Source organism: Pseudothermotoga elfii DSM 9442 = NBRC 107921 (assembly GCF_000504085.1).
GTDB lineage: Bacteria > Thermotogota > Thermotogae > Thermotogales > DSM-5069 > Pseudothermotoga_B > Pseudothermotoga_B elfii.
Genome location: NC_022792.1, coordinates 1,359,232 through 1,381,186, shown reverse-complemented (window position 1 = coordinate 1,381,186; position 21,955 = coordinate 1,359,232). Strand labels below are relative to the sequence as shown.

The window sequence follows — 21,955 nt, the reverse complement described above, 5'->3', positions numbered from 1 at the left end:
AGATGCTCAAAAATTTGGTGAATCAACATACTTTTCTCAGATCAAAAGATAATTATGAATCAAGCAGGGCGGTTATCGTAGGTGCGCCACTGGATCAGACAACAAGTTTCAGGCCGGGGACACGCATGGCGCCAAAGAAAATCAGAGAACTTTCCTATGGTTTAGAGGATTACAGCCCATACCTGAATGACTCCTTGAATGACAAATCTTTTTATGATGCCGGTGATATCGAGATGCCGCTGGGAAATCTTCAAAAGAGCCTCGAGTTAATCGAGAGGATAACAAATGAAATCGTTCAAGACGAAAAAATACCAGTTTTCATTGGTGGAGAACATTTGATAACTTTCCCCATAGTCAGGCAAGTGGCGTTAAAGTACCCAGAGCTGAAAATCATTCACTTCGATGCACACGCAGACTTGAGAGACACTCTTTTTGGTGAAAGACTCTCTCATGGTACGGTTTTGAGAAGAGTGTGTGAGTATATCAAAGACAGACATCTGTATCAGTTTGGTATCAGATCTGGTTTAAAGGAAGAGTTCGATTTTGCAAAAGATCACACAAGAACTTTTTTGTACGATGTGAAAGAGCCTTTCATGAAGGTATTTGATGAATTGAAAGGTTTTCCGATATACATCACCCTTGACATAGATGTATTTGATCCTGCTTTTGCACCCGGTACTGGAACTCCCGAACCGGGTGGATGTACTTCAAAGGAAATCTTTGAAATAATCCAGAGATTTAAGGAACTGAAAATAGTTGGCTTCGACTTAGTTGAAGTTTCACCATTGACAGACATCTCAGAAAGAACCGGCATTTTAGCAGCAAAGATTTTAAGAGAAGTCTTAATGTGTATTAGCTGATCATCTTTTTCTGAAAATTTTTCCAGCCCGGGCCAGGGTATGTTCAGTCTCAAAAATAGTGAGCTCACCGTTCACTATTACATGAACTATACCCTGAGGGTAGCTTTTTGGATTTTCATAGCTGGCCAGATCTTGAATTTTATCAAAATCAAAGATCACTATGTCAGCAGCCATCTTTGGTCGAATGATTCCTCGGTCAAACAACCCAATTCTTCGTGCCGGAAAAGATGTCATTTTGTAGACAGCCTCCAATGTGATTGCTTTGAGCTCTTTGACATAGCGAGCAATTACCCTTGGAAAAGTGCCAAAGTTCCTGGGATATAAATGTCCATGCGAGAGAATACCATCAGGTAAGGCACTGCCATCAGAGCCAATCATTGAAAATGGGCCTATCTTTTTCACATCTTCTTCATCCGTGGCAAATCTCATCATGCTAAACTTCGATTTTCTTCAAAATAAATTATTCGGTTTGCTCAGAAATGAAGAACAGAATCAAAACAATCCACATTAGGATAGAATTCAAAGCCTGTGCTTCGCCGATATGACGTGTGCTGAAAAGTTTATAGGTTGCAACAGATAGAGTGGTCAATTGACCTTCTGACAGAATAATTGTCGCTGTGATCTCACCAAGTGCTATGGCCATACAAAATGCAAAAGTTCCTAACAGTTCTTTTTTGAAAACAGGCAATATTATTTTAAAAAACCTTTTTACAGAACCACACCCATCAATTTTACTGGCTTCTTCTATTTCTTTTGGAAAACTCCTCCAGACATTTTGAAGTGAACTGTGAACCAGAGGTAGTGATATCAATGCATAAATACCACCAAGTTTGATCGCCTGAGGTGCTTCAAAAAGAATCATTCCAAAAGCCATTGTGGCAGGAGAGATTGCAACAGGAAGATACGTCAAGATTGATAAAAAACTTCTATACCTGATCGAAGCATATGAGCTGACTAATCCAAGAATGCACACGCATCCTCCGACTATTGAACTAAGTAAAACGCTGTAAATAATCACAGGCCAGGCGTTCGCACCGATTATCCATTCGGCACTTTGACTGAACAAATTTCTGAAGTTTTCAAGTGTGAAAATCCCTCCATATTTTAAAAATCCTCCCAGAGAAGCCATACTCAGAGGTAAGAAAACAAATAATCCAACAACAGCGATATAAAAGTAAGACCATCTTGGTTTTTCTTCTTTGAGTGCTTCGCCAAAAGATTGCTGAGATTTGCTGGATAAGATTAGGAAGACAAAACTTACAGATGCCACGAAAATCATTTGGAATAACGTGAGAGCCAGTGCGCTTTCGAAATCCAGAAGCACTTTGAGGTACATATATATACTTACTTCAATAGTCGAATATTTGATTCCCCCCAATATCAAAACGACAGCAAAACTGGTGAAGCAATAAAGATAAGAAAGAGAAAAAGCCGCCCCAACTGCTGGTGCTATCAAAGGTAGTTCTATATACCAAAACCTCTTGAATCTCGAAGCTCCTTCAATGTTAGCCATTTCAAGAAAATTTCTGTCTATCCTTTCGAAAGCATCACCAACGATTCTTATGAACAGGGGAAAGTTATAGAAAACGTGGCCAATCAAAACAGCGGTGAATGTATAAAGTATTCTGATTTTAAGATTAAAAAAAGATAATATCCAGTTCACTATTCCATTATTACCAAAGGTGAGTAAAAAACCAATAGCCATCGATATACCAGGAAGGACAAAAGGCACCATGCTTGCAGATTTCAAAAAACTCTTCGCAACCTTTGGAAGCTTTGTTCTTGCAAATAAATAAGCGCCTGGTATTCCAAGAAGCATTGTTAAAAAAGCTGACAGCAGAGCTTGAAAAGCTGTGAATCTGATAATAGCTGCATTTTTTGAGAGTACTTGAGAGATATTCCAGACTGGAAATTTTGAGAACAGCAGGAAAAGCGGGTAAATCAAAAAGGTGCCGATAAAGATTATCGGCACCAGAATCAAGGTTATCTTTCCTTTCATTTACCTATCATTACCTCTGCCCATTTTTCAAGCCAATCTTTGCCTTTTTGCTCAAAGATACTATAGTCAAATGGCAGTACTTTATCTATCTTTGGTGCATATTTGTAGGCTTTTGGAAGTTCTATCTCTACAACCGGGTACATCCATTGATTCAAGGGAACATGAGATTGAAATTCTTTGCTCAAAACAAATTCGATAAACTTTTTTGCAAGCTCGATGTTCTTGCTGCCTTTTACTATAGCCGCATACTCGATCTGTACAAAAGCACCTTCTTCCATAACTACCGGCAGATACTTCAAACTGCCATATTCATGATAACTGTAAGCACCATCAGTCGCATAACTCACCATTATGTCAGCCTCGCCAGTTTCAAGCATGCTAAACGCTTCATCCCATCCCGGCGTTATGGTCAGAATATTGTTTTTTAAGCTCTTCCAGTAATCCAAAAAACCATCTTCACCAAAGACAGCTACTGTCCAGAGCATAAAAGAAAGTCCTGTACTTGACGTGCGAGGATCCTGAACTACCAGCTTTCTTTTAAATCTTTCATCGAGAAGTTCTTTAAAAGATTTCGGTGGGTTATTGATTTTCTCGGTATTGTAGACCAATGCGATTGCGCCATAATCAAATGGTATACCGTAACCTCGCATATCCAAGAGTTCTTTATTTTTTATCATAGATATGTTTTCAGGAACAAATTTTATCAATAATCCTTCAGAAATTGCACGTTTTAGCAGAGGTTGATCAAGACCAATCACAACATCGGCTTTTGGTTGATCTTTCTCGAGAATCAACCTTGCAAGCACATTTCCTGCATCCCCAAAAGATAGCAACTTCACTTTGACGTTATTTTGCTTTTCAAAAATTGGCAAGACCTTCTGCGCAATTCCTGATGCAAAACTGCTATAAGTGTAGATAACCAGTTCTTGAGAAAATACAGATACTGCAACAATTATTGATAGAACAAGTAGAAATTTTTTCATACGTACCACCTCCTCTAAGATTAAACCCCGCCGGCGGCGGGGTAATTTTGTTTTTGGTTTGCTCCCTACGCCGGCATTACCCGGATCAGGTTCAAGGGTCGAGGACTTCCGTCCTCCTCTCAGCCTCGGGTTAGAAGCTCCCCTGCACAAATATTTACTTGATATTCTCATTTTATCACAAAAAGCAATTTATGTGAATAACCTGACTTTCAGTAGATTGATCGGCAAGATACCATTTATAAAATTATGAGAATATAAATGTTATTAATACTGGCACGAAAGTTGACAGTATAACTCCATGACCAAAAGCAACTAACACTTCTTGTTTTGGCACATATTTAGAAATCAATCCAAGCAGGGTATCCATTGATGTCGCACCAGCGCACGATATTGCACCGTATTTTGTGATTTTTGCCAGAAAAGGCACAACGATGATTGATAAAAGTTCGCGAAAGATGTTTGCAATAAAAGATATGGTGCCCAGAGAATGCGAATGAACCTCACTTATCATGATTGCAGACAAACTGTACCAGCCAAGTCCAGCAGAGGCCCCTACAGCTTCTCTTATGTCGAGCTTGGTGAAAAAACTTGCTATAAAACCACCAAGCAAACTTCCTGTAATTGTTAAAATGCTTAAGATTATGATAGTATTGAGGTTCTTTTTTATTTTACTCAGTATTTTTTCTTCATTGCCTATGCTTATTCCAACAGTGAAGACTAAAGCTACAAGTAGTATTGTAAAAAACCACTCAGGAATTTCAAAATGTATAAACTTGCCAAAAAATATACCTGCTAAAAAAACTGCCAGAGTTTGTATCATTTTTTGCCACCTCTTTTTGAAAAATATTCAAATAACCATGCAAAGATAATGCTGCATCCAGCTGAAAAAAAAGCTATCAATAAACCTGTTATTCCTACACTTGGTAGAACTTTGAGTAAATCCTTGTTTGACCCGAGATTGAGACCCATAAAAAACAAAAGGGCAATAACTATAATATTCACGACGTTAATTTTTTTAGGCAAAGTTACTTTAAAAAAAGCACCTGATACTATGCCTAAGGCAAAGGACAGGATTATAATCAAGGCCAAATCTTATCCCTCCTGAAAATTTTCAAAAAAATTTCTAAGAACCTTGATTGTAAAAGAATATTTGTATTCTCCTGGAAAGAGAATATATTCTGGATGCGGTAAAGCACCCCAGCTGTTATCTCCTCCAAGTCCCATTTGCTTGTGATCTATGTTCACTACAACCAGATTTTTGTACGTTAGTTCATTCACATGGTTTGCTTTTTCAAGATCTTCCAGTTCGAAAGGCCATACGCTAAATTCGATCACAGGATGTCCTTCGACTAAAACAGTGATTCCGTAATCATCGGATATACTAAACCATCTAACATCTGTCCTCTGTCCAGTTTCTTGAGGTCTTACATATTTATGTATCATACCCTCAACTGTGCTTCTATACAGACCAACAGGCGCTCCTGTCTTTCTATCGCAATAATTTTCATGTGGTCCCCGGCCATACCACGACACGTACTTGAAATCACCAAGGAAGGTTCCTTGAATACCTATTCTTGGCAGCTCTGGAAGATGTCTATCGATATTTACCTTTAACTCCACTGTTATTTCATCAGAAATTGTATACACTAATTCCCAGTTCGTTTTTTCTATATCCTTGAAAAATCCTTCGAATACCAATTTGTATCCAAGATCGGATTCAACTCTTTTTATTTTGGACACCTTAGCTTTTTCCCAGATATTTCGCCAAATGGCTGCTCTTGCAGGCAGTTTGTTTCCTTTGTCGTTATCTGTAGGAGCTCTCCAGAAGTTCATTCTGAGAGGTTTTAAAAGCAATTCCCGGTTCATATATTTCAAACTTTCTATAAACCCTGAGTTTTTATTAAAAATAATTTTCATCTTTTGATTTCCTGCGAATATTCTTTCTGATTCTTCCTTCAGTTCAATTCCTTTTGCTGAAGCAGGTGTAAAGGTTTTCTTTTTTTTAAATAGGCTAAATTGTTCCCAAGCTATTTCATAGCCTCTTTCAGCCCAGATAGTGTCCTTTGCAAGGGTAAATAATATTTTCACATGATATTCCGCGTTTTCATTGAAAGAAATTTCATTGATAGGAATCTGGATTTTCTTAGAGCAACCAGGCTCAAGGTTGATTTTTCCTATTCTGATTCTTTGAATTGACAATCCGTTTTCTTGAATTTCGAAAAAGCAATCAAAGTTGTTCAGGTTTATGAAAGAATAATTATTGGTTATCAAGAACTCTCCAAGTTTATCTGCAGGGCTAATTTCTATGTATTGATAAACTTTCTTTACTTCACTAAGCTCAGGTTCAGGAGTACGGTCTGGTAAGAGAAGCCCATTGATACAAAAGTTTCCATCATTTGGCTCGTCTCCAAAGTCACCACCGTATGCCCAAAATTCTTTTCCAGATTTATCCTTTTTTCTTATTCCTTGATCCACCCAATCCCATATGCAACCACCGAGTAAATTTTTGTACTTTTTGATAACATCCCAGTATTCTTTTAAATTTCCAACGCTATTTCCCATGGCGTGTGCATATTCACATAAAAAAACAGGCCTATCTTTTATTTCTTCAGAAAAGCTTTCTAAATCTTTTGGAGATTTGTACATGAAAGATACTATGTCAACATATTTTTGTGTCCCTGCGGGTTCGTAATGAACAGGTCTTGTTTTGTCTCGCTGGTGAATCCAATTGCTTAATGCGACAAAATTTTGCCCATCTCCAGATTCATTTCCGAGCGACCAGATTATTACAGACGGATGATTTTTATCTCTTTCAACCATCCTTGTGATCCTATCAAGATGAGCCTCTAACCAGTTCGGATCTTCTGCAAGTAGATTACCCATACCATGTGCTTCTATGTTTGCTTCGTCAATAACATATAAGCCGTAATAATCACACAAGAAATACCATTTTGGATCATTTGGATAATGAGATGTTCTGACTGCATTAATGTTATATTGCTTCATGAGTTTTACATCCTGTATCATTCTGTCTAAGGTTATTGCGTAACCTTTATCCGGGTCAAATTCATGCCGGTTCACCCCTTTGATTTTGATTGGTTTTCCATTCAAAAGCATCTGACCATCGATAATTTCAACTTTTCTGAATCCAATATTGAATTTTTGGGATTCTAATATCTGTGAATTATGTCGTTTAAAAAGTTTTATTTCTGCAGAATACAAATTTGGGGTTTCTGAAGACCATTTCAAAGGGTTCTTTATTTCTTTTTCTATAGTTACAATTTTTTCTTCTCCTGGAGGGATAGTTCCTGCATCAAGCAAAATTGAGTCACAGACAGGTGCTCCATTTTCCGAATCTAACACATTGATTTCAAGGCACAAATCTTCAGAGCTTTCGCGTAGATAATTGATCAGCACCATATCTATTTTTAATACAGCATCCTGGTATTTTTCATCTAAATCTGTCTTGATAAAGAAATCCCTCAAATGTAATTTGGGAGTTGCATAAACAAAAACATCTCTATAAACACCAGCCATCCACCACATGTCTTGATCTTCTAAATAGCTGCCGTCGCACCATTTGTAAACTTCGATCGCTAAAGTATTATTTCCAATTTTCACATAATCTGTGATTCTGAATTCTGCTGGACTACAGCTATCTTGACTGTAACCGACACAAATACCATTTACATAAACGTAGAAAGCGGATCTAACACCGGCAAAATGCAAGAAAATTTCTTTTCCATCCCAGGACGAAGGTATAGTAAAATGCCTTCTGTAAAGTCCTGCTGGATTTCTTTCTTTGTCAATAAAAGGAGGATTCGGAGAGAATGGATATTTTACATCGGTATATATTGGTATACCATACCCGTGAATTTCCCAGTTGCTTGGCACCTCAATTTCAAACCAGGTATTGTCATCATAATCTATTTTATAGAATCCATCTGGCACGACTTTGAAGTTACGGCACCATTTAAATTTCCATTTTCCGTTCAACGAAATCAAAAATGGCCAATATTCCCATTTCCCATTACATGGATTCAATCTGTACAGAAAAGTACATCTCGGTTTTTCTCTGTTTTTGTGTAATATTCTGTGGTTTTCCCAGTCTATAGAACTCAGCACGATTTTTCCCTCCCATGATCCAGGTCTTTTGCAAGAATAAGAAACACACTGGCAGTCCAGGTATGTGCTGGATCCCTAAGAGCTTTGCCGTTGAGAGCATCGAAGTTTTCTGCGAAACCTTCCTTTGCAACTAATTTTACGAACCGGCTTGATATTTGTTGGGCCAGGTGATGTTGCCCTATTCTTTCAAGACTATCGACAATAATCATCACAACTGGAGCCCATACTGGCCCACGCCAGTATCCATCACTTGTATAAAATGGACTATCTGGTTCTTCTGTTGAAAGCCCGTATGGAGTCATAAATTTCTTTATCCTTTGAATCATTTTCCCAAGAACTTTTCCTGGAAGTTTGTCTCCAATAACTATAGAAATCATGGGGAGTAAACTCATTGATTCGATTACCTTGTGGCTTCCAGAGGTCATAGGCATTAATTCGAAATCTCTCAGTGAATGATTCAACAATTTGCCGAGGAATCTTGAAGCATCTTCTTTCCATTTTATTGTTAGATCATCCCTGCCGATCTTTTCAGCCAGTTTTGATAAAACTTCCATTTGTTTTATCAAGAAAGCTGATAGATCTGGAGATTCAATTGGTGGTCTTTCAAGAAACACCGTGCTGTTATCCCAACCTGAATCGTTACCGTGGTTATATTGGGGAATGCCATCGTTGTCATAATCTCTGTAATTTAACCACCAACCGGTCCATTTTTCTAAGAACAGATAAATATCCTCAATTTTTAGTGAGAAATTTGATGGCAAGTTCGTCAAAAGTTTTTCAATTGTCCAACCATGTACAGGCGGTTTACTGAAATTCCAGTAACTTTCATGGTCGTTCACGAAATCAGGAAGGGCTCCTGACGAACTTTGGAAATCAAACATAAGTGCAAACTGATCCCACGAAAGTTCTGGATTCTTGTAACTGAGCGCTAAAGCATTAAAACAGTGATCCCAGCTCCAGATATCTGTCATCCAATTTTTTGACATGAGCATTGCTGGCCGTTTCAAATAACCATTTGGTTTAACAAAACTGGACCATAATATATAACCGGCAGTTTCGAAATGATCGCTTAATTCGGAAGGTAAGCTTGGCAATTTTTGTAAGAAAAGTTCAAATTCCTTCTTTACGACATCAGGCGAACATGATTTGCTGTGCTCCAGAATATCATTAATTATTTCTCTTTCGGCGGCTTCAAACAGAATTATCCTGAATTTACCATATTTCGGTGATACTTCTAAAATCACGTTTTCGCACTTTATCCCATTCCAGGGAGCATTGATTTTTATATTGCCGTGCTGTACTAATATCGAGATTTGAATTCCTTCATCGTAATAATTAAATAGCCACTCATTTTTTCCAACCGGTATTAAGAAATGGCCGCTTCCTTTTGCGGAGAACCTCACACCTGTTCCAAACCCTTCTATTAACAAAAACTCTGGCTTCGGCATAGATATTTTTGCGGTTCCTTTGTCATTCTGCACAAGAAGAATTTCTGGTGATGCCTGAATCTGAGACGGAATAACGTTTCCTCTGCTGTCAATTGTTTCTATTAAAAATAATTCCTTTTTTTTAAGCCGCCCGTGGAGGGACCTCAAGTAAAGTCCTTCTTCATAATTGTTTCCCCAGATTTTTTTTGTTATATAAGAGATTGAAAAATACGAACCAAATCTACTGAATGGTATACGAGTTAGATCGAGATTCATCTTATACCTCCTTTTATACCTCCTTTAGAACTTTCTCTCACGACAATTTTTACGTCAATGAGTTCTATTCTTGGATTCAGCTCTGGATGATTAATCCTCTCTAAAAGCATTTCAACAGCTTTGTAGCCGAGTTTATATTTGTCGAAAGTTATTGATGTAAGCTGTGGGGAAATCATTCGGGAAAACTCCAGATTGTCGTATCCAACAACAGCTATATCTTCCGGGATTCTAAGTCCACTTTCTTTTATAGCTTCTATAGCACCGTAAGCAGTCTCGTCATTATAACAAAAAAGTCCGTCAAATTGCGTTGTTTTCAATTTCTCTTTCAAAATCTCATAAGCAGATTGAGTACCGTATGATTTACTCATAAATTGTTTTTGTATAAATAACAATTCTTGCGAAAATTCAATATTATGATCTTGCAGGGCCCTTAGATAACCCTTAAATCTTTCATTGAGATTTTTTTCTATTTCGAAATTTGATGAGTGAAGCATAGCTATTTTTTTGCAACCAGATTCTATAAGATGTTTTGTTGCTATATATCCTCCTTTAAAATTGTTTGGAGAGACCACATCAAATTCTTCCGGTGGAAAAACTGTTCCGAATGCCACACAAAATTCTCTTATTTTGTACTTTCTCAAATCTTGGTGATTCAGGGCTAACATATTTGCTGCTATTATTAAGCCGTCTATTCTTTTTTTCATGAGAATCTCTATACTTCTTACCAGATCGTCACGTGAATCATTAATTAGATTTGTTATAAGCAACATGTAACCGAAATCTTCGGCAGCTTGATTCATTCCTTTGATAACTTGTTCATAAAACGGGTTAGATATATTCGAGCTTATAAAAGCGATAGTATTGGAGCCGGAAGTTCTCAAATTAGAAGCTGTTTCATTTTTTATATAACCAAGTTTTTCAGTGACTTCAAGAACTCTTTTTCTTGTTTCTTCACTGACATCAGGATGCCCATTAAGTGCCTTATGGACAGTAGTAACAGAAACTCCCAGCGCTTTAGCTATATCCTTTAGAGTTGCGTATCTTTTTTTCATGTTTGCACCTTCCTCATATATAGATTTCTGATTTCAATTCTATCGCTGATACTGCTTTATTCTGCAGAAAGAATAAGTATTAAGATTTCATACCAGTAATTGTTATTCCACCTATTATATGTTTCTGCCCAAGTGCAAAGACTATTAGCGAAGGTATTGTGACCATACATGTTGCTGCCATGAGATAATGCCAGGATGTGTAATACATACCTCTAAATGCATTCAACCCCAGAACGAGGGTGTATTTTTCTTCGGATTGGAGATATATCAACGGTCCAAAGAAATCTCCCCACGCTGACATAAATTGCAATATTACAACTGTTATGACAGCTGGTTTTGCAAGAGGAAAATAGATTTTGTAGAATATCTGAAAAATACTACAACCATCTATTTTAGCTGCTTCAAATAATTCTTTCGGGATACTTTTGAAAAATTGCCTGAGGAGAAATATAAAATAAGCTGATCCAAAAAATGAGGGAACCCATAAAGGTTTTAGTGTGTCTATCCATCCCAGTTTGCTGAACAGTATATATTGTGGAATCAATGTTGTGTAATATGGAACCATCATGGTTGATATCACTAAAATAAATAATTTATCCCTCCCTTTGAATTCAAGAGTTGCAAAAGCAAAAGCTGCTAAGGAAGATGATAGGACTATGCCTATAGTGCTCAAACCAGTTATAACAGCCGAGTTTTTTAGAAAAGTTAACCAGGGGAAAAGTTCCAAAACTTTCTTATAATTTGAAAAATTAAAATTCTCGGGAAGCAATTTCGGTGGGTATGAGAATATTTCATCCTCCCCACTTTTAAGAGAAGTGCTAAACATCCACATAAATGGCATAATAAAGATTATAGACAATAAAATGAGTGCAAGATATAGAAAAATGTTTTTCACATTTTCAACTCCTCTCGTAATAAACCCACTTATTAGAGGTTTTGAATATTATCAATGTGAGAGTGAAAATAATCAGTGTCAATACCCAAGACAATGAGGAAGCGTATCCCATGTTGAACCAGGACCATCCTTGTTCATAGAGATACAGACAATAAAACAAAGAAGCATTTGCAGGAGCTCCAAACCCTCTACCCCCTCCACCCATTATGTAAGCTTGAGCAAAAGTCTGGAGAGCTCCCATAACGTTTGTGATAAGCAGGAAGAATGTCGTAGGACTGAGAAATGGAATTGTAATGTGCCAGAACCTTTGCCAGCTATTTGCACCATCTACTTTTGCAGCATCCCAGTATACTTTTGGAATATCTTCTAAACTGGCAAGATATATTATCATGTTGGGCCCTGCTGTCCATGCATTCATAAAAGCTATTGCAGGGACAACCCACTTTGTACTATAAAGCCAATCTGGTCCTCTTACACCTATCTTGGCGAGCAAGAAATTAAGTATTCCGTATTCTGGATTGTATATCCAGATCCAGAGTGTCGCGGTTGCGACAACAGGAACTATTGAAGGTATATAGAAAATTGTCCTGAATACAGATGTACCTTTAACTTTTTGATACAGCAAGACTGCAAGAAACAATCCCACAACCAAGCCAACAGGAACACTTATCGCAGCGTAATAGAATGTTACCTTTAAAGAGTGGTAAAAAAGGGGATCTGCAAAAAGTTTTTTATAGTTTTCAATTCCAATCCATTTCATCTTATCAAATATGTGCCATTCATGAAAACTCAAGAATATAGAAAAAAGTATTGGTCCAGCTGTAAAAAGGCAAAATCCAATTAACCATGGCAATATGAATAAATATCCGGCTATGTTTTTCTTTCTGCGCCGCATAAAAAGATTATTAACCATAATAATAATCCGGTTGCCCTGAATAGAGCAACCGGACTCATACACCTCCTTTTATTTTCTACCCAAAGCTTTTTCAGACTCTTCGACAGCTTTGTTAAGAGCTTCTTCAACAGTAGCTTTTCTTAGCATAATTAGATCAAATGCATCTGCTATATACTGCTCGAATTTCTCGCTCCAATCAGATCTTTTGAGAAAAGAAGGATCTTCGACGGCATATGGAAGAAGTTTCAAAAATGTTCCTAAAATAGGATCTTCATACAATTTCATTTCCTCAGCTATCTTCATATCTATTGGAAAAGCCCAACCACCTTCCGCCATGGTTCTACCACCTTCTTTTGCTAAAAATCGTATTATATCCAGTGCTATTTCTTTGTTTTTAGAGTTTTTTGGAATGACCCAGGCCGAATTATGAATCATAACTTTGAGTTGTTTTCCTTCGGGATGAGGCGGAAAAACACATCCAAATTTTTTAGCTAAGTCTTGTATAGTGAGACTGGGATTTCTAGATCTCATGTAACCTATAAACCAGACTCCATCGTCTATCATGGCAACTTTTCCCGATTCAAACATTGCGTAGCTTCCACCAGAAGCTGAAATCAAAGATGGTGATGGAGAAACGCCGTCAATCAAATAAAGATTTGTTAGAAATTCTATCGCTTCAATTGTTTCTTTGCTATTAAGATAACCATTCATCGTACTTGTGTCAGGAGATAAATAGCTTCCGCCATTCATTCGAACATATCCTTCCCACTCATAAACGTAAGGTGTTACCAGAAAACCCCAGACTTTTTCTTCAGGGTGGGTGAGTTTTTTGGCTACTTCTCTAAATTCTTTCCAGGTCCAGTTGTTATCGGGGTATGGAACACCATACTTGTCGAAAACTTCCTTATTGAACCATATAACTCTCGTGGTCCAATCTTTCGGTATACCCCAAACGTGTCCGTTGTAGGAAACCCATTTAACCAACATTGGATCAATATTGCTAAGATCTACAAGATTTTCCAGTGGAGTTAAGACATCCAGCGAAGCTAATCTTGGATAGTCCCACCACATAAACAGATCAGGAGGAGTCCCGCCTGCCAGGCTTGTTATGATCTTGTCATCGTATCCCTGTGTGATGCTCTGAACATTGATTTTTACCTGAGGGTTCATTTGCTCGTACTTTGAGAAAACTTCTTTTACCCACTTTGCTCCTTCTGCTTCATCCCATGTAGCAGCTCTTAAAAAGGTTTTGCCGTGAAGTTGGGTGAAAAGAGCGACAGTTAAAACAATCGCGATGAAAACTTTTTTACTCACAGCAGCTCACCTCCGGTCTACGATATAGTAATCGTTTACTTAAACGTTTAAGTAAACGATTACCGTAATAAGTATAATCATTTAGTAAGTGAAAGTCAAGTCATATTTCATCTAAGATTAAAAATAGGGGGTATTTTCAGTCCTATCATAAAAAGGCTAAAAACGCTTGCTGAAATATTTAAATAATAATAGAAAGTTTCCAAGATTCACTTGAAGTGATCGTGGGTTTCTGAAAAATTGTGCACAGTCAGACCTGCTCAATGGAAAAATGCAAACCAGGGTTAGCGATATTATTTTTCTTTTGCTTTAGAGAGTTTTACAGCAACGTATTGCTCGTTTTTTTGCAAAATTGCATATCTGCTTTTTTTATCGAAAACTATTTCGACAAGCTCATAACCTTCTTTTACCTTTTTGGCTAATTTTTTCTTGTCTGATTCAGTGTATTCCATGAAATTCACCTCTTTCTCGAGAAAAACAGTTCCTTAGGCCTAAAATAGCAAAGCTCATTGCAAAGCTCTAAGGCTTCTTTGAATGGAATCTGTCCTCTATCTACCATTTCACCAACGACATCGCACAAAATTCTCCTGAACATTTCGGTACGTGAACCATACGACATAAGTTTGCGCGAATCCGTTACCATTCCTGCAAAATTACTCAGCAGATCCACAGATGCGATGTATTGCAGTTGAAATCTCATTCCAAATGGGCTGTCATTAAACCACCATGGCGCACCTAAAAAAATATTCTCAAAAGCGCGCGCTATGGTTGCAGCAACTGATAAATATGTCATATCCATACAATATATAATGATTTTTACTTTACCATCGAAAGCATTGAAAAATTCTTTCATCCCTCTTGCAATATCTACAAAGCCAGCCGAGATATCTCCACCACTGTCAGGACCAAGTGAATCAAAGAGTTTTTTCCTGTAATCTCTGTACGACCCTATATGGAGTTGCATCGTCCAGTTTTCTTTTGTGTTCATTTCTGCAAATTTATACATCATATAAGATTGAAAGATCATCAGATCTTCGTGTGATGCACTTTGTTTCATGGAATTGTCAAATATCTGGCTTGCTTTGTGTTTATCGACAGGTTCCAAAAATGGATTGAGCAAAGCATGGTCACTACAGACGCATCCCAGATCATTGAAATATCCGTGAGTTTTTTCGAGAGCGTTTAAAAAATCATCAAGATTGGATATATCCGTATTTGTTGACATTGAAAGCTTTTCGACATAATTTTTCCAATCTTTTGTATCTATTTTGCAGGCTTTGTCAGGCCTCCAGGTTGGCAAAATTCTGATGCTGGGAATTTTTTCACGGGCTAATTTGTGGTATACCAGATCCGAAGTAGGATCATCTGTTGTACACATTATTTCTACATTCATTTCTCTCAATATGTTTTGTGGCTTCATTTTATCTTCATTTAATATTTGTTTTGATCTGTACCATATTGTTTCAGCAGTTTGCCTGGATATTGTTTCGTTAATTCCAAATCGCCTTTTCAGATCTAAATGAACCCATTCGTATGTCGGATTGCCAGCAAATTTTGGAAAAACTTCTGCCAGGGCTATCCATTTTTCATAATTTGTAGCGTTTCCCGTTATCTTGTCTTCAGGTACTCCCCTTCTTCTCATCAATTCCCAGACATAATGATCCGTTGCCGCTTCGACTTCCCATATGTCATTCCATCCTTTGTTTTCAACAATCTCTTTTACATCACCATGATTGTGAGCATCAACTATTGGCAGATTTTTGACAGATTCATAAAGATCGAAAGCTGTTTTACTCGAAAGCAGATATCTCTCATCGAGAAATGCCATTTTTATTCCCCCCTGTATATCTTTTCAACGTGTGGGCAGGTCATGGCTCTAAGCAAAGCTGCATAGCTCAGTGTGAATTTCATCGTATCTCCAACATTGATTTGTCTTTGAACTTCTGTTATATCTACTATAGTGTGATCACTTGAGGCATGTATTACTTCTGCATTTTTATCTAAGGGTTTTAGATGCTTTGGCACTGTGTCCTGTTCACCGAGAGCAAGTATTGCCCTTTTTCTTAGTCCTTTGTCTACAAAAACAGGTTGTCTACCAAATGCATCCAGACCTGATTGTCCTTCCGGGACAGAAGGTTTGGTTTTCATTTCAATTACCTCAGCTTCCAAAACTACTGTTTTTTGTTCGAGCCAGTCAATTTTTCGATTGTTTGTCACATCTGTACCAAGCATTATAGCCTCGCCAACTCTGTATTGATTAACACCTTCAGGTAAATCGCTATGCTCAAGTAGCCTCAGCGCCGCTGTATTACCACCGGAAACAATTGGCAGATGCGTGTTCGTTCTCTGTTCTATTTTATCTCTTATGTAAACAAGCTTTGCCATATTTTCATTTGTTGGAAGTATGCCACCATAACAACCTAAATTTGTCCCAACACCTATTATTCTGGAAGTTTTGCAAATCTTTACGGCTTTACAGATCTCTTCCTCTGCTTGCTTGTACCACACGCCTTCTCTCAGATCCCCAACATCCACCATGTATATAAGGTTGACAGACTTTCCGGCATTCTTGCAAATTTCCTCAATTGCTTCCACAGTTTTCAATTCAGACACGAGAATATAGTCACACAGATCTACAATTTCTTCAAGTTGGCTGATAGCCGGTATTCTTAGCATCATAAAAGGCCTGTTAATGCCAGATTTGACCATCCTTTTAATATTTTCCACCCTTGACTCGCCTATGATATTCACACCAGCGTTTCTTATACATTGGGCAACTTGCGGATCTCCGAGACTAACTTTCGTCACGCCTATGAGTTCCACATTGTGTTTTGAACAAAGCGAAAGAACTTCTTTTGTGTTTTTCTCGAGTAATCTCAGATTTATGTACAATCTTGGCATGAGCAGCCTCCTATTCGATCTCGTCTTTCATTCCAATCTCATTTAATATTATGAAATCTTTGTCTCTCCAGTTCTTTTTCACTTTAACGTGAAGATCAAGGTAAACTTTTGAGCCAACGATTGACTCTATCTCTATTCTTGAAAGAGTACCTATTTGTTTGAGCATGTTTCCATTTTTACCTATTATTATTCCCTTTTGAGAGTTTCTTTCCACATAAATAGTTGCCGCCACATATAACAGATTGTTTTGTCGCTTTTCCATAGTATCTACTATAACAGCTACACAATGTGGTATTTCTTCTCTTGTAAACAGGAGCACTTTTTCTCTTATTATCTCAGCAATTTGAAATGAAATGGGACGATCAATCAGCATATTTTCTGGAAAATACATGGGACCTTCGGGCATACAATTTTTAATTGCCTGAAGAAGTTCTTCAATACCCTCATTTTTGACAACACTGGTGAAAAAAACCTTTGAAAAGCAGTCGCATTCACTCACAATTGTTTTTGCGAGAAATTCATAGTTTTTTGCCAAATCTATTTTGTTGATAACCAGAAAAGTTTCCGTTTTAGAAAGTTTAACGAGATCGCATATTCTTTTTTCTGGTTCGCCAAAACCCTTAGTTGCATCTACAACAAATAGTACAAGGTCCACACCTTTCATTGCCTGAATAGCTGCTTTGACCATAAATTCTCCAAGTCTATGCACTGGTTTATGTATACCCGGCGTATCTGTGAAGATTATCTGGTGATCTGAATCGGTGTAAATACATCTTATTTTATTTCTTGTTGTTTGGGGTTTTTCAGAAACAATGAGCACCTTTCTGCCAATAAAACTGTTTATCAGGCTTGATTTACCTGCATTTGGTCTGCCCACGAGGGTGACGAAGCCAGAGTTCAACATCACCACCTCTGAAATTTAAAAGCATGAGGCAATAAATCTGATACCTTTGTGGTAATGATATCACCGTTAGTGTTTGCCAGGACAACTTCAAAATCTCCAAACTCACTCATTACCTGCCTGCAAGCGCCACATGGGCTCACAGGTTGTGGAGTATCTGCAACAACAACAAGCTTTTCAATTTCTTCTCCAGATGCTATGGTACTGAATATAGCAACCCTCTCAGCGCATATGCTTAACCCATATGAAGCATTTTCAACATTGCACCCTGTAAATATCTTTCCGCTCTTTGATACAACAACAGCACCTACTCTGAAATTTGAATATGGCACATATGCCCTTTTCATAGCATCAATGGCCAGTTCTATCAATTCATCGTTGTTCAATTTCATCTCTCCTTTTTATGGTCATCAGGACTCGCTCAATTCTATTTTTCGTTGCTGCAACAATTTTGAAATGGAAAAGATCTACATCGACTTCTTCGCCAACCGATGGGATTCTTCTGAAGATCTCCAGCAGATATCCGGAGAGTGTTTCGTGTTCTGTCTCTTCAAAATCTACATCAAGTTCCCTTTCTATATCATTTATAGGAGTTGTTGCGTTTATCAAGTAGGTGTTTTCACTTATTTTTTTTATTCCACTGACTTCATCATGGTCGTACTCATCCATTATTTCTCCAATGAGTTCTTCTAAAATATCCTCTAACGTCACGATACCTGCTGTACCACCAAATTCATCTACTACTATTGCAATGTGTATTTTCTTTTCTTTAAAAATTTTCAGCAGAGTGCTCACATTCATAGTTTCTGGAACAAATAGCGGTTCTCTTATAATTTCTTTAACCTTTTTCTTGCTGAGTTCGTCTGTACCATGTTGCTGAATATAACCTACAATATCTTTGGCATAACAAACGCCAATTATGTTGTCTATATCTTCTCTGTAAACAGGTATTCTTGAGTATCCCTCTTCGTCTACTAACTCCATAAGGTCAAATAATGAAGCATTTTCTTCAATTGCAACAACATCTACACGAGGAGTCATTATCTCTCTTATCGTGGTTTCGCTCATTTGGAAAGTTCGTTCCACAATGAGCCCTTCCTGATGATCTATAGTACCTTTTTCTTCTCCCAGATTTACGGCTGTTATTATATCTTCAGATGTTATAAAAGGTGCATCTTCCATAGCTTCTCCACCAAAAAACTTTACTATTTTATTGCTGATGGCAAGAAGTAATTTGATCAGAGGGCCCAGGAGTTTTTCACACACCTTGAGCATTTTTTCCGCTCTCTGGTAAACCTTTTCTGAGTACTCTCTTGCGTATATCTTTGGTGTTATTTCTCCAAAAATTAGCACAAGGATAGTCGTAAAAACTGTGCCAATTAGAGCCACCAGATTTTCATTCAGATTCATGAACAGATTGATGAAAAGGATCGTTATTAGAGACGAAAACATGAGGTTTACGAAGTTGTTCATCACAAGAGAAGCTGTTAAAAGACGATTTACTTTGTGAATACTCTCTTTCTCATCTTTTTTCAGAAGTCTGAGCCTGCTCATCGACGTCAGCGCTGTTTCAGAGGCTGAAAACATTGCTGATAAAGCTAAAAGACCGATTATTGCGACAATCTGGAGTACGATTGAACCGCTACTGGCTGAGTCGTCCACTTCAATACCACCTCCTAATAATGATACTTCTGATTGTTTATGATCTTGAAAGCTCTGAATAACTGTTCCAAGAGAATTACCACTGCTAATTGATGTGTAAAGGTTAAATCAGAAAGCGATAAAAGTTCATTCGCCCTTTTTTTCAAAGATTCGTCTACTCCAAAAGGTCCGCCTATAACAAATACTATCGATGAATTAATCTGAATAAGCTGGTGAAAATGATTCGCAAAAGAAATAGAATCACAACTTCTCCCGGACTGATCTAAGAGGATAACATAATCAGATTCTTTTAATTGTGAAATTATACCTTCTGCTTCTTTTTTCAGAGATTTATCAAAATCTTTGTAACCTTTCGCATGCTTGATTTGAGTCAATTTAATTTCTGCAAAAGAGCTCAGCATTTTAATATACTCCTTGACAGCTGGCCTAATGTATTCTTTTAATTTTCCAATTACGACAATTTCAATTTTCAAAAATTTCTCCCCTTTTTATTACGTAATCGGGTTGTATACCTATCAGATAAGTTATTGTTTCCAAATCCGCATCGTTGTAAATTAGCAGATCTGCCTGCTTTCCAATCTCTACACTTCCAAGCCGATCAGATAACGAAAGTACGCATGCAGCATTTAGAGTAAAGGCAGTTAATATTTCCTGCGGTGTCATTTTCAAGTTCTTTACTGATATATTCATTACGAAAGATGGTTCGATCACCGCAGATGATCCTGGATTAAAATCACTTGCCAGTGAAACTATTGCGTTGCTATCAATTAATTTTCTGGCGGGGGCGTAGGACTCATTTATATAAAAACTCGTTGCTGGTAACAAAACAGCTATTGTATTGCTTTGAGAAATTGATTTTATTGAATCTTCGTCTATTTTAATTAGGTGCTCAGCTGAGATTGCACCAAGTTTTACAGCTAATTTTGTGGCCTGGGTGTTTTTTATTTCGTCAGCATGTACACGAACCTTATATCCTCTTTCCTTTGCTGCCATCAAATATTTCGATGCATGGTCAACATCAAAAGCCCCCTCATCACAAAAGATATCGACAAAAGTGCATCTATTTTTTATCAAGTCAAGCATAGATATCAGATCATTTACATAACTGTCCTGATCTTTCTCCTTTGGGACAGAATGTGCTCCCATGAACGTTGGAATAATCTCAGCTGGGCTCAATTTGTTCAGAACCTCGAGCACTTTAAGCTGTTTCAGTTCGTTTTCTGTATCCAATCCATAGCCTGTTTTCCCTTCTAAAGTAGTGACACCTTTTCTGAAAAGTCTGTTAATTAATTTAAGGTTGAACCGAACTAAATCATCAAAAGAAGCACTTCTGAGTTTCGAAACACTTTCATATATACCTCCACCTGAATTGTGAATCTGAAGATAAGACAACCCGGAGGATCTTCTTAGAAAATCGCTTTCTCTGTAACCATAGAAGGGTATGTGCGTGTGACAATCTATAAGTCCCGGGATCACAAGATCTCCATACAAATAGATGCCATTAAAATCTGGTCTTGAATGCGAAATATCGACTATCCTGTCATTTACAATATGAATGTACACATCTTCTTTTACAAAAAGGTTTGCCATTTCTCTGCCACGTTTTGGATTTATACCAAGCGGTGTATAGAGTTTCTTTGCGCGAATTACAACTTCATTCACTGAGCTTTGCACCTTCTTTTGCCAGAATTTCCAGGACACAACCTTCTATAACTCTGCTGGGGCTGAAATCATCAAGCTGCAGATAAAACTGAGCTGTATCAATTAAAGCTTGCATTGGAACCATGCCTATAATCTCTGTCCCCACAACTGGCACACCATATCTTGCAGCTTCTCTTCTTATAGTTTCCAAAACCCGGTACAGTGGACTTTTTCTGTAGTTCGTCATATTCATCGAAACCTGGACAATTCCTTTTTCCTTGAGGTCCACGGCTATGGCTTTTACATATCGATACCCGCCACTTATGTATCTGACAGCTTTTGCAATTTTTTCAGCTATCTCAATTTTATCGGTTCCGAGATTCACGTTAAAGGCAATCAAATACTCTCTTGCACCAACCGCAACAACTCCAGCTGTTGGATGAACATTTTCTGGACCAAAATCTGGTTTCCAGGAAGGATCTTTTATTTTTTCAAAAAAGCCTTCGAACTCTCCCTTTCTTATTTCAGAGAGATTCTCTCTATGTGGATTTGTCGCAGATTTCTCATACAAATAGACAGGTATTTTAAGTTCTTCACCTATTCTTTTAGCCAGTTTTTTAGACAAATCAACACACTCCGGCATATTTGTACCCATAACTGGGACCAGAGGAATCACGTCTGTCGCCCCCATTCTGGGATGTTCTCCCCTGTGATTGCGTAAATCTATCAGTTCAGCAGCTTTTTTAGTCATCTTGAACAGAACATCGAGCAATGGCTCTGGTGAGCCAACGAGTGTTACAACAGATCGGTTGTGATCGATATCCATAGACCAATCAAGTATCCAGACACCTTTAACCCCTTCGGCCTGAGAAATTATTTCTTTGACAACTTCTTCGCGTCTACCTTCGCTGAAATTTGGTACAGATTCTACGATTTTCACGTGATCACCTCCTGTTTTTACAAGAAAATTATATCATCATGAGCCGTGGTATTTTTGCAACTTGATTTTGCAGGTAAAAATGACTAT

The 21,955-nt window shown here is 37.7% G+C and carries 21 protein-coding genes and 1 riboswitch; of the genes, 1 reads left to right on the top strand and 20 read right to left on the bottom strand.

Annotated elements, in window-relative coordinates; genetic code table 11:
- The first annotated feature begins 2 nt into the window (after positions 1-2).
- Positions 3-860: an agmatinase gene (gene speB, locus TEL01S_RS06680; protein WP_028843944.1), complete on the top strand. Its 858-nt coding sequence runs from the start codon at positions 3-5 to the stop codon at positions 858-860.
- Here speB and TEL01S_RS06675 read toward each other — a convergent pair whose 3' ends face one another.
- The 20 genes from TEL01S_RS06675 to ftcD all read right to left on the bottom strand — a co-directional run bounded on the left by TEL01S_RS06675 (position 861) and on the right by ftcD (position 21,868).
- The gene (locus TEL01S_RS06675) at positions 861-1,292 is read right to left on the bottom strand and encodes an amidohydrolase family protein (RefSeq protein WP_144313079.1); all 432 of its coding nucleotides are present in this window, start codon (positions 1,290-1,292) and stop codon (positions 861-863) included. It abuts the gene before it with no gap.
- 28 nt (positions 1,293-1,320) lie between these two features.
- Positions 1,321-2,859, bottom strand: a complete 1,539-nt coding sequence (locus tag TEL01S_RS06670) for an ABC transporter permease (protein WP_028843946.1) — start codon at positions 2,857-2,859, stop codon at positions 1,321-1,323.
- Complete coding sequence (locus tag TEL01S_RS06665) at positions 2,856-3,842, bottom strand: thiamine ABC transporter substrate-binding protein (RefSeq protein ID WP_012003333.1); 987 nt, start codon at positions 3,840-3,842, stop codon at positions 2,856-2,858. The genes TEL01S_RS06670 and TEL01S_RS06665 overlap by 4 nt, the downstream gene beginning before the upstream one ends.
- 45 nt (positions 3,843-3,887) lie before the next feature.
- A riboswitch (TPP riboswitch) is annotated at positions 3,888-3,996 on the bottom strand.
- Between the two features lie 90 nt (positions 3,997-4,086).
- Positions 4,087-4,662, bottom strand: a complete 576-nt coding sequence (locus tag TEL01S_RS06660; RefSeq protein ID WP_012003332.1) for a lysine exporter LysO family protein — start codon at positions 4,660-4,662, stop codon at positions 4,087-4,089.
- Complete coding sequence (locus TEL01S_RS06655; RefSeq protein WP_012003331.1) at positions 4,659-4,931, bottom strand: LysO family transporter; 273 nt, start codon at positions 4,929-4,931, stop codon at positions 4,659-4,661. The genes TEL01S_RS06660 and TEL01S_RS06655 overlap by 4 nt, the downstream gene beginning before the upstream one ends.
- A gap of 3 nt (positions 4,932-4,934) precedes the next feature.
- On the bottom strand, positions 4,935-7,967 hold the full coding sequence (locus tag TEL01S_RS06650; RefSeq protein WP_012003330.1) for a glycoside hydrolase family 2 TIM barrel-domain containing protein: 3,033 nt from the start codon (positions 7,965-7,967) through the stop codon (positions 4,935-4,937).
- Positions 7,961-9,670, bottom strand: a complete 1,710-nt coding sequence (locus TEL01S_RS06645; RefSeq protein WP_012003329.1) for an amylo-alpha-1,6-glucosidase — start codon at positions 9,668-9,670, stop codon at positions 7,961-7,963. The genes TEL01S_RS06650 and TEL01S_RS06645 overlap by 7 nt, the downstream gene beginning before the upstream one ends.
- Positions 9,667-10,722: a LacI family DNA-binding transcriptional regulator gene (locus TEL01S_RS06640; RefSeq protein ID WP_028843947.1), complete on the bottom strand. Its 1,056-nt coding sequence runs from the start codon at positions 10,720-10,722 to the stop codon at positions 9,667-9,669. Before TEL01S_RS06640 ends, TEL01S_RS06645 begins: the two co-directional genes overlap by 4 nt.
- Positions 10,723-10,801: 79 nt before the next feature.
- Positions 10,802-11,617, bottom strand: a complete 816-nt coding sequence (locus tag TEL01S_RS06635; protein ID WP_028843948.1) for a carbohydrate ABC transporter permease — start codon at positions 11,615-11,617, stop codon at positions 10,802-10,804.
- A 4-nt stretch (positions 11,618-11,621) separates the two neighbouring features.
- On the bottom strand, positions 11,622-12,530 hold the full coding sequence (locus TEL01S_RS06630) for a carbohydrate ABC transporter permease (protein ID WP_028843949.1): 909 nt from the start codon (positions 12,528-12,530) through the stop codon (positions 11,622-11,624).
- A 51-nt stretch (positions 12,531-12,581) separates the two neighbouring features.
- Positions 12,582-13,826 carry an ABC transporter substrate-binding protein gene (locus TEL01S_RS06625; RefSeq protein ID WP_028843950.1) on the bottom strand — a complete coding sequence of 415 codons (1,245 nt, stop codon included), beginning with the start codon at positions 13,824-13,826 and terminating at the stop codon, positions 12,582-12,584.
- Between the two features lie 290 nt (positions 13,827-14,116).
- Entirely contained in the window at positions 14,117-14,275 is a 159-nt protein-coding gene (locus TEL01S_RS11040; RefSeq protein WP_012003324.1) for a hypothetical protein, read from the bottom strand.
- A 5-nt stretch (positions 14,276-14,280) separates the two neighbouring features.
- On the bottom strand, positions 14,281-15,651 hold the full coding sequence (gene uxaC / locus TEL01S_RS06620; RefSeq protein ID WP_028843951.1) for a glucuronate isomerase: 1,371 nt from the start codon (positions 15,649-15,651) through the stop codon (positions 14,281-14,283).
- Between the two features lie 2 nt (positions 15,652-15,653).
- On the bottom strand, positions 15,654-16,724 hold the full coding sequence (locus TEL01S_RS06615) for an alanine/ornithine racemase family PLP-dependent enzyme (RefSeq protein WP_012003322.1): 1,071 nt from the start codon (positions 16,722-16,724) through the stop codon (positions 15,654-15,656).
- Between the two features lie 10 nt (positions 16,725-16,734).
- Positions 16,735-17,625: a GTPase Era gene (gene era, locus TEL01S_RS06610; RefSeq protein ID WP_028843952.1), complete on the bottom strand. Its 891-nt coding sequence runs from the start codon at positions 17,623-17,625 to the stop codon at positions 16,735-16,737.
- 2 nt (positions 17,626-17,627) lie between these two features.
- Positions 17,628-18,017, bottom strand: coding sequence for a cytidine deaminase (gene cdd, locus TEL01S_RS06605; protein ID WP_038051590.1), 390 nt, complete (start codon positions 18,015-18,017; stop codon positions 17,628-17,630).
- Complete coding sequence (locus tag TEL01S_RS06600; RefSeq protein WP_012003319.1) at positions 17,998-19,287, bottom strand: hemolysin family protein; 1,290 nt, start codon at positions 19,285-19,287, stop codon at positions 17,998-18,000. The genes cdd and TEL01S_RS06600 overlap by 20 nt, the downstream gene beginning before the upstream one ends.
- Positions 19,288-19,301: 14 nt before the next feature.
- On the bottom strand, positions 19,302-19,760 hold the full coding sequence (locus TEL01S_RS06595; RefSeq protein ID WP_012003318.1) for a 23S rRNA (pseudouridine(1915)-N(3))-methyltransferase RlmH: 459 nt from the start codon (positions 19,758-19,760) through the stop codon (positions 19,302-19,304).
- Positions 19,750-20,949: an imidazolonepropionase gene (hutI, locus tag TEL01S_RS06590; protein ID WP_012003317.1), complete on the bottom strand. Its 1,200-nt coding sequence runs from the start codon at positions 20,947-20,949 to the stop codon at positions 19,750-19,752. Before hutI ends, TEL01S_RS06595 begins: the two co-directional genes overlap by 11 nt.
- Positions 20,942-21,868 carry a glutamate formimidoyltransferase gene (gene ftcD, locus TEL01S_RS06585; RefSeq protein WP_012003316.1) on the bottom strand — a complete coding sequence of 309 codons (927 nt, stop codon included), beginning with the start codon at positions 21,866-21,868 and terminating at the stop codon, positions 20,942-20,944. The genes hutI and ftcD overlap by 8 nt, the downstream gene beginning before the upstream one ends.
- Positions 21,869-21,955 lie beyond the last annotated feature (87 nt).